This window comes from Lacibacter luteus (genome assembly GCF_004118265.1).
GTDB lineage: Bacteria > Bacteroidota > Bacteroidia > Chitinophagales > Chitinophagaceae > Lacibacter > Lacibacter luteus.
In genome coordinates this window covers 154,358-169,553 of record NZ_SDHW01000006.1, presented here as the reverse complement: position 1 = coordinate 169,553, position 15,196 = coordinate 154,358, and the positions used below count along the sequence as shown (strand labels likewise).

The window sequence follows — 15,196 nt, the reverse complement described above, 5'->3', positions numbered from 1 at the left end:
TCCTGCCTTACTCGGCGTGTAAATTGTTTAACTCAGCTAATTCTTTTTCAAAAGGAACAAACTCGTATTTGATCTTCTCGTTGTTTTTTACTTTACCCAAACCTTCTGCAAGAATTTTAGCATTTGCCTGTAAGCCCGCTGCAACAACATATACATGCGGCATTTCGTAGCCGATGGTAATTTGTTTGGCAGTTAACACGCCATTGGCATCAACTACGTACACATACTTTTTATCGAGTACATCAAATGTTGCTTTTTGCGGAATGAGGATAGCTTTTTTAATGGTAACAGGCATTTGTATATTACCTGTTTCGCCATGACGAAGAATTCCTTTCGGATTCGGGAAGGTTGCTCTGAAAGCGATGTTACCAGTTTCGTTGTTGAAATCGGCTTCGATGGTTTCAACAACACCGGGTACATCAAACATTTCTTTGTTAGCCATTTGTAGTAATACAGTTTGTCCGCTCTTTGCTTTTGCGTTCTTCACATAGTCGAGATATTCTGCTTCGGGCACATTAAAGTACACCCACATTTTGCTGTTATCGGAAAGTGTGGTGAGTAATTCGCCTTCATCAATAAGACTTCCTAAACGTTTTTGAAAGCGATCCATGATGCCATCAAACGGTGCACGTATTTCTGTAAAACCTAAATGTGCTTCAGCTAAAGCCAGCTCGGCTTTTGCTTTATTGAGCTTGGCTTTTGCCAATGCGAGTTCGTTGGGTGATACTACATCTTTATCGGCGAGGCTTTTGGTATTGTTGTATTCGATCTCAGCAAAATTCATTTCTGCTCTTGCTTTCTCCACTTCGGCCTGGTAAATAACAGGCATGATCTTGAACAGGAGTTGCCCTTTCTTTACAAACTGGCCTTCGTCAACGTATATTTTTTCGAGATAACCCTTTTCCTGTGAGCGTAATTCAATATGACTGGATGATTGAACCTGGCCAACATATTCTTTATAAATGATCGTGTCTCTTTCTAATGGACTTGTAACTAAAAATTTTAAGTCTTCTGTTTTTTCTTCCGTTTTGTGTTTGCAGGATGAAAAAATAAATGCGGTTGCCACAATGGCGAGAATAAATATCCTCTTCATTAAATAGTTGTTTTGTTGATGAATAATAAACTGTGCAGTTGGCATAACGCCAATGCGTATTGGAAATGAGGTTTACCTGGAACTATCCGGGTAATTAAATCAAACTGATGTAAAAAGGGGAATTAAGCGAGGTGGTTTTTCCAGGAATGGTACAGAATGAAGAAAGGAATTGCAGGTTGGTCGTGAACGGAAGATGCTATTTGTAAATAGCGGCTTCGTAAGTAAGAGGTATAAACCTGTTCTTCTATTGCATGTATGGCAGCAAGGTTGCTGCAGAATTCTTCAAGATCGTTTTTGGTATCGTCTTCTTCTGCAACTTCCACTTCCATTTCAAATCCTACGGGTGAAGATTGGTAGGGAAGATGAACTGAAAGCTGTGTATTTGTAAGAGAATTTGTTCTCTGCTCTGCAGAGAAATTAGTTTTTGCAGTACCACCGGCTGTTTTTAAAACAGTAAAAGCAGAAAGTTGCTGCAGGAAAAAAACAAAAGCTAAAAGAAAAACAACGCAACGGTTAATCACTGATTTTACAGATAAACAGTGATTCGGAAAACGGTTTCTATTGTTGTTTTGCTTATGCATTTCGGTCAGCGAAAGTACAACAGATTGTACTATTCCGGAAAAAGAGCTTTTTGCAAATCGTCACTCTTCTGTTAAATTATTGCAGAACAGGTTGTTTGGTAATTGTTGTAAGTGCTGAAGCATTGGCTAAAGCAGTATTTCAAGCGGTTAAGAACCATCGCTTTTCTGCTTATCCTTCATCGCCCCTGAGTGTGTAAATTGCTACTGCCCCACCACTGCCATATAGCATGTTGCCACCAAACGGACCTTTAATAATTTTGATCATCGCAATATCTGCCGGATTGATTATGCCGGCATACGCATGCTCAACAGGCATTTCATCAATAAATACGGTTGCAAGCTGGTTGCGAATAAAAGGTAATGTAACTCCCGTACGGGTAGTATAAATTGTTAAGCCTGCTACACGGCCCTGCAACCATTGAAGAACATTTGTAAAACCCTGTGCAGTAACCTCATCAGTAAAGTCGAAAATAGTACCATGCGCTGTTTTAAACAAACTGCTGCAATACTGTTCGTTTAACTGTTCTTCCCTTGTAATTGTTTGTTTGCTGCGGTAAACCTGTGCCTGTGTAAGAACTGCCGAAGCCACAAGAAGCAGCAAAAGGATCTGCTTTTTCATACATCCACATTTTAATAGTATAAGTTACGAAAACTGTGGCTGAAGCAGCGTTAAAGGAAGGCCAAAGAATCAGCTTATTTCAGAGAGTTTTTCAACCAGTTTTTCCAGTTGACCGTTATTGTATAAAACAGGTCCATGACCAAAGCAGATGATGTTTGGTTTGAGCGCATAAATTTTTAATACGGATTGAATGGCTGTTTCCCTGTTGGTAGTAAATAAAGACGGGGGTAAACTCAAGCCCGTAATTGTGGTTAGTAAGTTCATGTTTATGAGTGCATCACCGGCAATTAACAATCTGTCCTTTTCTCTGAAAAAAGAAAGATGCCCGTTGCTGTGTCCGGGTGTTTCTATTACAGTAAAACTGCCCACAGGATCGCCTTCCTTTAATGTTTTTGAAACCGGCATGCCTTTGCCTGCCCAGTACTTTTGTTGAAACCTTGCAACAACATGTGTGGCATCGGGGTATTCATAAATAACCCTGCCTGATTCGGCATTTGCTTTTTCTGTTTCTGATGTCCAGAGAGGAATGTTGCGTGCTATACAAATAGCATTACTGCTTCCCTGGTGATCGGCATGTGCGTGTGTGAGCACATGTGTGTTGATTGTTTTAGTACGAATGGCTTTTAAAATTTTTGCTGCCGAACTGCGAATGCCGGCATCAATAAGTATATCATCTACTACATAGCAGTTAATGCTGTTTCTTGGCAGGAGCGAAAGTTGAAAAACATTTGTTGCTATTTCTTTCATGCTGTAATGCTTGTTGAACAAAACTAATTGGACAACAGGCAGCGTTACTTACCAATTGTTAAGAAATACTCTTCCGTATTCTGCTGAGTGATTCGGGAGTAATACCGAGGAACGAAGCAATATAGATCTGTGGTGTGCGCTGAATAATTTTTGTTGATGAAGTTGATAAAAAGTCGAGGTATTTATCTTTTGCAGGTACAGCTTGCAATTTTAAGATCCGATCGGCCATGCAGATGTAATTTTTTTCAGCCAGTATTCGCCCGATAATTTGCCAATTGGGTACATCTCTGTACAACTCCTGCATGTGGGTATGCGAAATAGAAAGTGTTTTCGTTGCTTCAATACATTGAATGTTTTCTGCGGAGTTTGTTTGTGTAATAAAACTGGCATAAGCCGAAATAAAACTGTTATCACACGCTAAATAGGTAGTGATCTCTTTATCGTTCCGTACATAATAATTGCGCACAAGCCCTTCTGAAATAAAATGAATAGCCGAACAAACTCTGTTTTGTTTTTGCAGAAAAGCTTTTGCTTTAAATGAGTGAGGTATAAATTTCGATACAATTAATTCCAGCTCATCGTTAGAAAAATAGGCAAACGAACTGATTTGTTGTTTCAGGTTTTTGTGCTGCATCAGTCAGATAAGGTTATATGATCGATCTCTTTAAGAAATTGTTAAGGCAACAAAAATAAACCTATTAAACGCAAATACCGTGGGAGAAAATGCAAAGAAATGCAAGAAAATGCGGTTTTTTAAGGCCGTTTTATGCTATTGGGCATCATTCGCCTTATTGGCTGAAACCCTTTACTGTAAAGGGTTTTTGCAAAATATTTTAAAATTTAAGACCATAAAAGCAACTGTTTTTTGACTTGCGGGGCAGTTTGCGGCACTGTACTTTTGTACTGTCGATGATGCTAACGGAATAAGAGAACCAAAAAACACTTCCAACATTACACAATCGACAATCTGCATCTTGGTAGATTTTCCCCGATTACTTGCCTGCGAAAAGAAACAGTAAAAAATTATTAAACTTATAAATTAAAAGACATGAAAACGACAATTAAAAACGCAGTGATCGGATTAGTTACGCTGGTAGCAATTTTTACAGTAAACTTTGCAAACGCAACAACAACAGAAGATGTTGCGCCTGCAGCAGAATTAAAATTAATTACACACTTAGATAACCAACCTGTATTTCAACTTTCGCTCAACAACGCACAAAATGCAAAATACCTTGTAGTGGTTAAAGATGAATCGGGTGCAATTGTTTACCAGGAAACTGTAAGTGGTGTAAACATTAAACGTAAGTACCAGTTAAACACAGAAGAGCTGGGTGTTACAGGTCTTACTTTTGAAATCGTTGGTAAAAGCAATGAAAAGCCGGTTGTATTTACAGTAGGCAACGGCGAAGAAACATTGATTGTAAAAAAATAATCAACCTGAGGAAACATAATAAAAGAGTCGCCTTTTTGGGCGACTTTTTTTATTGCTTGTATTGTTAACAATTGAAGAGATAAATTGTATAACGGGTTACAACATGCCGGTCAGACGTAATTGCCGGAACTTAAGAACACCAAGATGATCTACTCAAGCTCAATATTCATTTGCCGTAACAAACCATCTTCTAAACTGTATACATGTTTTACAGTACCATCAAACAGTACCTCATCCAATAAACTTTTTACAGTTTGATGAACAGTAATTTCGATGCTGCCATTTTCCCGTTCACTGAAGCTAATCGGTTCAACAACAGGATTTATCTCTGTCCATTGCCGGGTCCAGTACTTTTCTATTTCATTGTGTCCGCTTACATAGCCACCTTCAAATGCTTTTGGCCATTCAACATTGGCATGCATGGTAGAAAGTGCAGTAGCAATATCTCTTGCATTAAAGGCTGCGTAAGCTTTTTTAATTAGCTGCTCAATTTGTGGTTCCACTAGTAAAGATTTATAGTTTATAATTTGTGTTTGCTTACAGAGAACCGATGCAATGGTTATTACATCGAACGAACAAGTCCGAATTTTTTATTTTTTGTGTCGATGATCAACGTATAGTTTAAAAAAAGTTTATTACCCGTCATACCACCGATTCCCATTTTCATCATCTGCTCTGCCTGCGAATTACTGGCACCATCAATATACGTTGCTTTGTTTAAAGGTATTTTGCTGTTGCCGATTTCTATACTGTCGTTTGTTGCAACGGTGTTTGCAGTTAAATAGCTTCCCCATGATTTTACGTTGCTTTGTATAACCTGTTTATCAACAGCAAGCAACTCAACCGTTTTCCGGTTTGTCAGCAACTCGAACATGCTGGATCCTGTATCAAAATAAAGCAATGTTTGTTTACCTTTTATTACTGCAGGCAGTAATATCCTACGCTGTATGTAGATGAAATCTGTTAACGGAGCATTTGCTGCTAACTCTACCGGAATTGCTGCTGAAATGGTCAATTTCTTTTTTGGATAATCAATGATGCCAACTTTGCCATCGAGCAAGTCTGCACCAATTGTGCCGATAATTTCTATACTGTTTTTGTCGCTCCAGTTTACAGTTGAACTATCGAACGCTTTTACAGCTATCTGTTTTGCAGAAACCGGCATTTTGTCTACATGAAAAGAATAGTCAGTCAGTTCATGATCCGTTTCTTTTAACTGTACTGCTTTGGGATACCTGGCCTGAATGGCACGCAGTTTATTTTTATAAAAAAGTGAATAAGGCGAACCCAGATCGAACTGCATATAAAACCGGCGTGGACAGTTTTTTAGTTTTACAGGTAAAAGGATGGCCGTATGTTCTTCCCATTTTGCGTTAATACTATCTCCCTGCCAATAGAAAGTAATTGTTTGCGCTTTTGCCGGGAGCAGCAGTTGGTTGTCGGGAATAGCGGACGCAACTTGTGCTTTTGCTGTATCAGCAACAAGAAGCATAAAGAAAATAACTGCAGCACTTTGTTTGATCGATTTCAATTTTGTATACATCATTTACTTTTTTGGTATGCAAAACTGTAACAGATCGTTTTAACTGCACCCGCATTTTGCCCGACATTTCCCCGACGTTACTACGAATTTTACGGACAATCAAGAAGTTAAACTGGCTACTTCAAGGAAAAGTCGGTCTTTTGAATGCGCAGGAGAGTGATGCTGATAATAATTGCGTTAAGAAAATACATGGCAAAAAAAGGAACGAGATAACTGATGAGATAGTTTTTTTGAAACCAGGCAGCCATTATCAGATTATATGCCAGGGTACCTAAAAGCAGCAGCCAAAGTGCAACCTTCCAATACAACTGCGTCCTGATCATTTTTTTTGCAAATGCAACGATCGTTGGATTCTGTTCATTTGATTTTTTTAGCAAACGGGTTGGTATAAGAAAATGGATAAAGGGAACTACCAGGTAACTGAAACAGGAAAGACAAATTATTTTGAGCGTATGTTTGCTGTCTGTATAGTCGGGAGTTTGAACCGTGCTTTCGGAAGCAGGTAAATGTTCTGCAAGGTTATTATCCGCTGTTAGTTCTTCAAAACTGATGTTGAGGGCAGTTGCAATTGCTTTTAACGTATACGCTCTTGGCATACTCTCACCACTTTCAATCCGCTGAATAGTGCGGACCGTTACGTTCGATAAATCTGCAAGTTGCTCCTGCGTAAGCCCTTTTTGTTTTCTTGCATGAACGATCTTCTTATATACTTCCATTAAAGAAATGCTTTGAGCAAAGTTAGCGGTTTATGATTGCGGCGGGAAGTGCTGCACCAACAGATGACAGGATAATGCCTGACCAAACAGGTAGGGCAAAATGTTCTTTCGTTATAATAGAAGAAAGGATGCTGTTTTTGTTATGAGTAACAGAAAACGTACATCGTAATTGTTTATGTTGTTTCGGTTGGAGGAGACTCCAACCGATAAGGGAAAGATAGATGCCTTCATCAAAATAGTTGCACTAGATTTTATGAAGTTGACTTAGGCCCAAAATTTCCACCATGGCTTTTTAGGTTTTAAATAAACTGTCACAGGTTGTTGTTTATAATAGTCGGATTCCTGATGGTCAATCGTTTCTCCATTGTAATCAATTTTATATATGCTGCCATTGAAATCCATCAGTTCAATATAAGTCTCATGCATTTCAAAGGGATTCCCATCATAAAGTCTAACAAAAATGTCGGCGCCACCATAACTCCAAATGATATTTCCATTCTTGTCAATTCTTGCTATGGATGTTTCTCCATGAGTAATGTAAGAGTTCTGGTATTTATGAATTGAAAAGCATGTTGCCAAATCTGGTTCTGCCATCCAGTTTATTGTTAATTCGGGTAGAGTTAAACTGAATAATTTGTTACAGCAGCGAATTATTAAATTATTCTCGTCAATTAAAGCTGTGTCGCTATGAACACCTGTGCCGCCACCGGTTGCCAAAATAATGGCACTGCTAATAAGATTATTATCTCTATAGATTTTTATAGCATGCTGTGAAATTGATGAATATTGTTTGTCTTTGTCTGCTTGAATGACTTTATCATAACTTGTCGGACTGTCTGCTGTTTGATTAAATGCGGAGTCGTCAAAGATCTGAATTCTCAAGTCCTTATGTAGAAGGGTAATTGCCATTTAAAATTTATTTGTAGCCGAGTCTCCTGCGAGGGGCTAAGCGTGTTTCATTCATTTCTTGATTATTAAACGTCGAGTCGGTTGCACCAGACTCACCTGCGAAGTAGCGGCGTTATCAGTCCGCCGACATAACACAAATGCACCTGTTGGCAGCAGCTTTATCCGTAGCCACCAATTGAAAACTCGTCAGCTTTTTTGTCAGACAAGTTTACTCGTAAAGTGAATTTTGTAATACCTCCATGAAGTCTGCCTGAATAAATTTTCTCTTTCCAGTCAGCAAAAGGTGATGAGAAGCAAATAAGCTGAAATACTTTTTGTCCATTGTTGTCTTTGTACGGAAAATATTGTCGCTTGTATTTGGTCAAGTCAATAGTGAAACTGTCAATGGAAAATTGTTTATTGAATTCCTCATAAAGTCCTTTGCTGTTTGTCTGATTAAATTTTTGAACTGCGTCAACCAGTAAACTGTCTACAAGTTTTACATCGTCATTTGTCAGGGCTAATGGTTCAGAGAATTTTGGAAAAGTGTATAAAGCAGAGTCGTATTTAAAGACTTTGATGTAATTCGTGTCAACTTGAAGCAAACTATAATCAAAAGTGTCTTTTGCGTTTTGTCTGCAAGAGAAAACTACGAAAGCCAAAATGAGAAAATAAAAAATTGATTTGTTTGTCATTTGTAGGTCGTCACAAAGCAGCTAACAATACGTAAATATATGATATAAGGCGCCATCCTCTAAAAAACACTACTTGAAAATAAATAGGTTAGTGTTATGCAATTTACTTTGTTGTTAGTACAATCTAATATCAACTCAAATCCCTTTCTCCATCCGCACATCCATAATGTATTCTTCAAATTCTTTTAAACCAAAGCTGCTTAAGTTGCGGCTGTTGGTGAGGCGTCCTTTCTGTGCAGCCAGTACACCGTATTTAATATCGTTGTAACCACTCAGCTCGTGCGCATCGGGGTCAATGGAGATCATGGCACCTTTGGCTAACGCATACGGTATCCAGCGCCAGTCAATATCCAAACGGCGGGGGTGTGCATTCAGTTCTATCACTACGCTGTTGGCAACGCAGGCGTCAATAATTTTTTTATGATCGAGTGGGTAACCTGCACGGCTTAACAACAAGCGTCCCGTCATATGTCCGAGAATAGTGGTGTACGGATTTTCAATCGCATTCAGTACACGCATCATCGCTTTCTCTTCGTTCATTTTTAAATTGCTGTGTACCGATGCAATCACCAGATCAAAACTTGCCAATGTATCATCATCGTAATCCAGCGAACCATCACCTAAAATATCGGCTTCAATACTTTTAAAAATACGGAAGCCATTGAGTTTGCTGTTGAGCTCATCAATGTACCGGTGCTGTTGTTCAATACGCTCCACACTTAAACCATTGGCATAACCGGCGCTTTTACTGTGGTCGCTTATCACCAGGTATTCAAAACCCATTTGCTGTGCATGGCGTGCCATGGTTTCAATGGTTTCGCCACCATCGCTCCAATTACTGTGGCTGTGTATAATGCCTTTGATCGATGATACATTGATCAGGTCGTTTACAGGTTCTGCATTGTATTCTTCCCGCAGACAGGAAGGAAGAAAGGCAATACCTTTTTCTTCAAACAAGAGTTGTTCTTCTGCAGCAGGTTTTACTTCGCCCCAGCTTTGCAAAAATTCTTCAGCTGCCGATGTTGTAAACAGCGTGCTTCCAAATACATCGTTGGCTGCAATATGAAACTGCAGCGAAATATTTTCAGGCCCTTTTACCCACAAAAAATCTTCACGCTGTTCTTTTATTTCAAAATTATGATTGGTAAAAACAGGCAGCAGTGTTGCAACCGCTGCTGTGGTAACCCATTCCAGCTGGTGAATAATTTCCATCTGTCGTCTGAACTCGCCTGTTAGTTCAAACTGATGATCAGTAAAATGTGTACGCAGATTTTTATCAACCGCCAATGCATATGCTTCCACATCGGCATACAAATGAATATCCTTATGTTGCAGAAAAAATTCGATCGACTCTTTTACATTCTGCTGTGTTTTTTCACCAAAGCCTTTAAACAGCAGCAAACGGTTTTCGTTACAGGCATAGAGTAATTCACCAATGCTTTCAATTTCCATCTCTTTCCAGATGGTTGAAATTTTCTTCGGACCAATACCTTTTATCTGCAGCATTTCAATTACACCGGAAGGTGTACGGGCAATTAAATCGTTTAGCACCTGCAGTTCGCCTGTTTGCAAAATCTCCACTACTTTTTTTGCAGTGCTTGCACCAATGCCTTTGTACGTAGAAATTTTAGCTGCTTCAACTTCGGCTAACTGCACCGGCAGTTTTTCAATATTAAATGCTGCGGCTGCATAAGTTTTTGCTTTAAAGGCATCTTCACCATGGATGTCCATGAGTTTGCTTAATAATGAAAAACGGTCGGCTATCTGGTAATTATCGATCATGAAGGCAATTTCTTTCTACAAAGAAACAGATTTAGCCGATGTAAAGGAGGGAGAACAAAACAGGGTAAAAAAAGAAAAACTTCCGTTTCGGGAAGTTTTCAAGGGATAGGCGGATCCAAGTTCCGATATTCCATAAGATTAGAATTACTTGTCTTTCGCAGGAATTGAACTTTTTTATGGTTCTCTTATAGGGTAATCAGAGTTAATTCTGATACTTAAAAGTAAGCAAAGCCTCGTGTAAAAAAGGATACACTTAAACTTAATTTTCCTGTTTAAGTGTATCCTTTTACCGCTATCATAAGATAACTTTCGGTTAGAATGTATAACGGATGGCTATACCGCCCCAGTTACCACTCCAGCCACCATAATCGCCAAATTCAAATGATGGTTGCCAGTCGACTGACATGTTGATGGGTGCTCCGTTGAATTTATAATCCAAACCCAATACACCATCAATACCAATTAATGCACCACCATCGTAACCCGGATAATTTCTGTTCCAGTAACGATTGTTCCAGAAACCAACGTGTGCACCGGGACCAACATACCATTTTAAACCGGGAGCACCGTTGATGTTTCCATGAAACTCATACAGGCCTGTTACACGAATACCGTCTCTCCAGAAATAGGCAATTCCTTCAATTGCATTTTTATCAACAAAATGTTTGAGTGTAATACCTGCACCGGGATAAAATTTCACACCTAATGCTGTTTTGTAGCTGCTTCCTTTCGATTGGGCATTTGCAAATGTTACGCTTACTGTTACTAACACTGCTGCCATGATAAGTTTTTTCATACAAGTGAGTTTTAGATAGCTAACATTTGTAAAAACCATGCCAAAGTATTCTGCATTGTTCAATTAAGCGCCTTTCGGCTGCTTTCTATTACCTTTGCAGCTTCGGAAAATTTCTTGAAACGCAAAGCAGTTACTGCTTTTGCCGCTCATAAAAAAATAATCACTACAAATGAAGAGTAAGACCTTAAAAAAGGACAAAGTAAACATCATTACACTTGGTTGCAGTAAAAACATGGTTGACAGTGAAGTGCTGAGTGGTCAGCTGCAGGCAAATGAAATTGATGTGGTGCATGAAAGTTCGAAGCGTGATCATAACATTGTTATTGTTAATACCTGCGGTTTTATTGATAAAGCAAAAGAAGAAAGCATCAATACTATTTTAGACCAGGTAGAACTGAAGCGGCGTGGTAAGTTAGATAAAGTGATTGTTACCGGTTGTTTAAGCGAACGCTATAAAAATAATCTTGAAGCAGAAATACCGGAAGTGGATGCGTTTTACGGCACTATGGAATTACCGATGATCTTAAAACAATTTGAAGCCGATTATAAAACGGAACTGGTAGGCGAACGTTTGCTGAGTACACCATCGCATTATGCGTATTTAAAAATCAGCGAAGGTTGTAACCGTACCTGTGCATTTTGTGCTATTCCCTTAATGCGTGGGCAGCATGTGAGCAAAAGCATGGACGACCTGGTGAAGGAAGCAGAAGGGCTTGTAAAGAAAGGTGTGAAAGAGGTAATGCTGATTGCACAGGAACTTACGTATTACGGTTTGGATTTGTACAAAAAAAGAATGCTGGGCGATTTGATGAATCGTTTGGCCGATGTAAAAGGGTTGGAATGGATCCGTTTGCATTATGCCTATCCGCATAAGTTTCCGCTAGATGTATTGGATGTGATGCGTGAGCGCCCCAATATTTGTAACTATCTTGATATGCCGTTGCAACATGCAAGTGATAATATGTTGAAAGCAATGCGCAGACAGATTACAAGAACCGAAACAGAAGAATTGATTGCTGCAGTAAGAGAAAAAGTTCCGGGTTTGTGTTTACGTACCACATTAATAGCAGGTTTCCCCGGCGAAACATTGGATGATATTGAAGAAACAAAACTCTTCCTGCAAAAACAACGTTTCGATCGTGTGGGCATTTTTACTTACAGCCATGAGGAAGGTACAAGTGGATTTGATCTGGTGGATGATGTGCCTGCAGAAGAAAAAGAACGTCGTGCACAGGAGGTGATGGGCGTACAGCAGGAAATTTCGTACGAACTGAACCAGGAAAAAGTTGGGAAGACGTTTAAAACGATCATCGATAAAAAAGAGGCGGGCCGTTATCTTGGCCGTACAGAATTCGATTCGGTTGAAGTGGATAACGAAGTGATCATTCAAACAGATAAGCGCTTAAAGATTGGTGAGTTTGTAAATGTAAAAATCACAAAGGCGTTTGATTACGATCTGGAAGGAGAAGTGACAGCTTAAAGCAGATGATACGAATCAATTGATAATAAGAAAGCTTAATAAAAGTAAAAGCCCCGGTTGTTAATACGGGGCTTTTATTTTTATCTGAAGGGGGTCAAAAATTTTTCATCTTTTGCTATCGCATAATCAGTAAGAGTTCTCAGGAAAGCGAGCAGATCATCTTTTTGCTGTTGTGTAAGGTTTAATCGTCGTGGGCCTGTACCATCGGCATTTCGTAACTGGGGAGGTAAGTTGGTATTGAATTTAATGCCACTGTTGTAATGCTCAATCACCTGTTCAAGTGTACTAAATCGTCCATCATGCATATAAGGAGCAGTAAGCTCAATGCTTTTCAGAGATGGCACTTTAAATTTCCCTTCATCTGCAGTATTATTTGTTATGGCACCAACACCACGATCTGCAATTGGAGATTCAAGCCCATTGTTTTCTGAACGGGGAGCTGTAAAAGTTTCCGTTCCATGGCAGGTTGCACAAGCTGTTTGTGCACTAAAAAAAAGAGCTTTGCCCCTGTTTTCTGCTGCAGTAAAATTGGGGTAATCTGTAACAAGAGGATTAGCCGGCGGTACAATCGAAGATCGGCCGGTATCAAACTTAGTACGGTAAGAGATCATCGAACGAACAAATTGTGCAAGTGATCTTGCTACACGATCTGATGTGATAGTTCTGTCGCCAAATGCTTTTTCGAAAAGATAAGGGTAATGTGTTGTTTTGTTCAAACGATTCACAAGCGTATCTAAGCGCATGCCCATTTCCACTGCATCCTGAATAGGAATAAGTGCCTGCACCTCTAATGTAGCAGCACGTTCATCCCAAAAGAAACGACGGTTGGGATAATACACTGCATTTATCAATGACATGGAGTGTCTGCCGGTGCGGCCATTATTAAACCCTTTGCTTGTTATTTCTGAATCACTGAAACCTGTTTCTTTTTTATGACAACTGCCACATGATATGCTATTGTTGATGGAAAGTATCTTATCATAAAACAATACACGACCTAATGTTGCACCCCAGTTTGTAACAGGATTTGAAGCGTCGGTATTGATCTGACCAGTAATGTTAGGCGCATTAAAATAAACAGGTAACGGCTGATTGCTGTAATTGAATGGTTCTGCAGGTAAGTTGAGGGCAGCAAGTGCGTTACCGTCGTTTGCTATGTCATTATTTTTTTTCTTACATGATTCGCCAATAAGTAACAAACAAGCTATTGCAGCAGAAAAGCTGAGACAGGTGGAACGGGACATATGGCTGGTTTTAATGATGACGTTGGGCAACGCCTCTAAGCAGTATCGTTATTTTGGACCATCTTTCGGTGCCGGAACCGGCATCCTTCTTTTCCGCATTTCGTCGAGCATTTTTGTAAACAATTCCAGTTGTTCTGGTCTGCACAAGGCCCTTATCTCCATAAAATGCTTGTGAAATGCCATCTCAAATTTCTTTTTGTTGGCGGCTGCAAGTGTAAAAACCGAATCAAGTTTCAAACTATCGGTAACCCCATCTTTCAGTAACAACGTTTTTACATCCTGTATGGTTTTCTCTTCTTTACGCAAAGAGTCGAGTTCCAGCTTGTGGCTGTCACGCAAGAGTTTCAGCTGCTCTTTCTGTACTGTATCGAAGTTTAATTTTTTGCTGATGTACTCCGAATAAGGACGGCCGCCTCCGTTACCGGGGCGACGTTTTTCTCCATCTTTTTTGCCCCAAACAAAATACAGCGTAACGGCGTTGAGGGCCAGTAGCAATACTACAAGTACGGTGAGGAATTTTGTTTTGTTCATAATTACTTGCTATCAGGGTAAAGACGTGTAAGAATTATCGGTATCGTATTCGTTTATTACGGTTTCAATATCAACACCCGAAGCGTTGTCTGCAGAACTGCTGTTGCTCCAGCCCATTACATTCAATAACAACATAATGGTAAATACGCCGGCCATAGCATACACCCATTTTAGCTGAACAGGTTGCCTGTCGGGCAACTGTTGCTGAATGCGGGCCAATACACGGGTGTGCAGGTAGGGGTTACCCTCAGCCGACTGCAAACCTTGCAGGCTGCCCATTACTTCATCAACCCATTGTTCCTGATTTTTCTTCATGTCTCGTTAATTTGACGTTCTGTTTGTAAAAAACTTGCGATTATCGCTCTTTTTTATAAAAATCGGCCAACATACCCCGCAGATTTTTGCGTGCCCGAAACAACATCGACTCGATAGACGATACCGAACTGCCTGTAATTTCGCTAATTTCTGCATAACTAAGACCCGCCGTTTCACTCAGTAAAAAGGCAATTTTCTGGGTTTCGGGTAGTTTGTCAATGGCTTTGTACAGAATTGCCGCTTTTTCCCGGTTTTCGGCCACCACGCCCGGGTGCACAAAATCACCGGCATCGCTGATGGGTTCGCCACTATCGTGAAAAAGGCTGGTAAGAAAAGCAAACCGCTTCTTCCGCTTCTTGCTCCGCAAATGATCAATGCTTTTGTTGATGGTGATGCGGTACAGCCAGGTACTTACCTGGGCCTCGCCTTTAAATGTGTGGGCTTTGTTCCATGCTTCAACAAAAACATCCTGTGTAATCTCTTCTGCATCTTCGGCATTTTGCAACAGGTTCAACGCTGTATTATACACCCTTGGCTGGTGTTGCGTAATAAAGTCTTTGAACGCCTGTTCATTTTGCTGAAAACTGAGCATGAGTAATATTGGCCGTTAAGATAAGGAGGAATGTGTGAATGAAAAAAATCCCCTTCTGCTATGCAAAAGGGGAGCGATGATAAGGTTAGCTGCTATAAAAAGGAATTAAGAAACTTTTCTAAAAATGTCCTCCCGAAGA

The 15,196-nt window shown here is 39.8% G+C and carries 18 protein-coding genes; 2 read left to right on the top strand and 16 right to left on the bottom strand.

The features are described 5' to 3' along the window. Nucleotides 1-7: 7 nt before the first annotated feature. From ESA94_RS17405 to ESA94_RS17385, 5 genes are all read right to left on the bottom strand, one after another. Nucleotides 8-1,093, bottom strand: a complete 1,086-nt coding sequence (locus ESA94_RS17405) for an efflux RND transporter periplasmic adaptor subunit (RefSeq protein ID WP_129132218.1) — start codon at nucleotides 1,091-1,093, stop codon at nucleotides 8-10. Nucleotides 1,094-1,215: 122 nt separating this feature from the next. Next, nucleotides 1,216-1,614 (bottom strand): hypothetical protein, encoded by a 399-nt coding sequence (locus ESA94_RS17400; protein WP_129132217.1) that lies wholly within the window; start codon nucleotides 1,612-1,614, stop codon nucleotides 1,216-1,218. A 229-nt stretch (nucleotides 1,615-1,843) separates the two neighbouring features. Beyond that, nucleotides 1,844-2,293 carry a Plug domain-containing protein gene (locus tag ESA94_RS17395; RefSeq protein WP_129132216.1) on the bottom strand — a complete coding sequence of 150 codons (450 nt, stop codon included), beginning with the start codon at nucleotides 2,291-2,293 and terminating at the stop codon, nucleotides 1,844-1,846. Between the two features lie 69 nt (nucleotides 2,294-2,362). Beyond that, nucleotides 2,363-3,040, bottom strand: a complete 678-nt coding sequence (locus ESA94_RS17390) for an MBL fold metallo-hydrolase (protein ID WP_129132215.1) — start codon at nucleotides 3,038-3,040, stop codon at nucleotides 2,363-2,365. Between the two features lie 58 nt (nucleotides 3,041-3,098). After that, entirely contained in the window at nucleotides 3,099-3,674 is a 576-nt protein-coding gene (locus ESA94_RS17385) for a Crp/Fnr family transcriptional regulator (protein WP_129132214.1), read from the bottom strand. A gap of 414 nt (nucleotides 3,675-4,088) precedes the next feature. Between ESA94_RS17385 and ESA94_RS17380 the strand changes: the two genes are divergently transcribed. Next, the gene (locus tag ESA94_RS17380; protein WP_129132213.1) at nucleotides 4,089-4,475 is read left to right on the top strand and encodes a hypothetical protein; all 387 of its coding nucleotides are present in this window, start codon (nucleotides 4,089-4,091) and stop codon (nucleotides 4,473-4,475) included. 149 nt (nucleotides 4,476-4,624) lie between these two features. On the opposite strand, the gene ESA94_RS17375 is transcribed toward ESA94_RS17380, so the two are convergent. The 7 genes from ESA94_RS17375 to ESA94_RS17345 form a co-directional block, all read right to left on the bottom strand. Next, entirely contained in the window at nucleotides 4,625-4,978 is a 354-nt protein-coding gene (locus tag ESA94_RS17375) for a nuclear transport factor 2 family protein (RefSeq protein WP_129132212.1), read from the bottom strand. 59 nt (nucleotides 4,979-5,037) lie between these two features. Then, a complete protein-coding gene (locus ESA94_RS17370; RefSeq protein WP_129132211.1) occupies nucleotides 5,038-6,021 on the bottom strand; it encodes a hypothetical protein in 984 nt (327 codons plus the stop codon). Nucleotides 6,022-6,134: 113 nt separating this feature from the next. Beyond that, on the bottom strand, nucleotides 6,135-6,734 hold the full coding sequence (locus ESA94_RS17365) for a helix-turn-helix domain-containing protein (RefSeq protein WP_129132210.1): 600 nt from the start codon (nucleotides 6,732-6,734) through the stop codon (nucleotides 6,135-6,137). 264 nt (nucleotides 6,735-6,998) lie between these two features. Next, complete coding sequence (locus ESA94_RS17360; RefSeq protein WP_129132209.1) at nucleotides 6,999-7,643, bottom strand: hypothetical protein; 645 nt, start codon at nucleotides 7,641-7,643, stop codon at nucleotides 6,999-7,001. A 158-nt stretch (nucleotides 7,644-7,801) separates the two neighbouring features. After that, nucleotides 7,802-8,317: a hypothetical protein gene (locus tag ESA94_RS17355; RefSeq protein ID WP_205756005.1), complete on the bottom strand. Its 516-nt coding sequence runs from the start codon at nucleotides 8,315-8,317 to the stop codon at nucleotides 7,802-7,804. Nucleotides 8,318-8,452: 135 nt separating this feature from the next. Next, the gene (locus tag ESA94_RS17350; protein ID WP_129132207.1) at nucleotides 8,453-10,099 is read right to left on the bottom strand and encodes a DNA polymerase/3'-5' exonuclease PolX; all 1,647 of its coding nucleotides are present in this window, start codon (nucleotides 10,097-10,099) and stop codon (nucleotides 8,453-8,455) included. A 313-nt stretch (nucleotides 10,100-10,412) separates the two neighbouring features. Beyond that, complete coding sequence (locus ESA94_RS17345) at nucleotides 10,413-10,895, bottom strand: hypothetical protein (RefSeq protein WP_129132206.1); 483 nt, start codon at nucleotides 10,893-10,895, stop codon at nucleotides 10,413-10,415. 169 nt (nucleotides 10,896-11,064) lie between these two features. Here ESA94_RS17345 and rimO point away from each other — a divergent pair, with 169 nt between their 5' ends. Further along, nucleotides 11,065-12,375 (top strand): 30S ribosomal protein S12 methylthiotransferase RimO, encoded by a 1,311-nt coding sequence (gene rimO, locus ESA94_RS17340; RefSeq protein ID WP_129132205.1) that lies wholly within the window; start codon nucleotides 11,065-11,067, stop codon nucleotides 12,373-12,375. A gap of 80 nt (nucleotides 12,376-12,455) precedes the next feature. On the opposite strand, the gene ESA94_RS17335 is transcribed toward rimO, so the two are convergent. Genes ESA94_RS17335 through ESA94_RS17320 form a run of 4 tightly spaced genes read right to left on the bottom strand, consistent with a single transcriptional unit; the run spans nucleotide 12,456 to nucleotide 15,057 of the window. After that, nucleotides 12,456-13,619, bottom strand: coding sequence for a cytochrome-c peroxidase (locus ESA94_RS17335; protein ID WP_129132204.1), 1,164 nt, complete (start codon nucleotides 13,617-13,619; stop codon nucleotides 12,456-12,458). Between the two features lie 48 nt (nucleotides 13,620-13,667). Then, nucleotides 13,668-14,150: a periplasmic heavy metal sensor gene (locus ESA94_RS17330; RefSeq protein WP_129132203.1), complete on the bottom strand. Its 483-nt coding sequence runs from the start codon at nucleotides 14,148-14,150 to the stop codon at nucleotides 13,668-13,670. Between the two features lie 12 nt (nucleotides 14,151-14,162). Then, on the bottom strand, nucleotides 14,163-14,465 hold the full coding sequence (locus ESA94_RS17325; RefSeq protein WP_129132202.1) for a hypothetical protein: 303 nt from the start codon (nucleotides 14,463-14,465) through the stop codon (nucleotides 14,163-14,165). A 40-nt stretch (nucleotides 14,466-14,505) separates the two neighbouring features. Then, entirely contained in the window at nucleotides 14,506-15,057 is a 552-nt protein-coding gene (locus ESA94_RS17320) for an RNA polymerase sigma factor (protein ID WP_129132201.1), read from the bottom strand. Nucleotides 15,058-15,196: the final 139 nt, after the last annotated feature.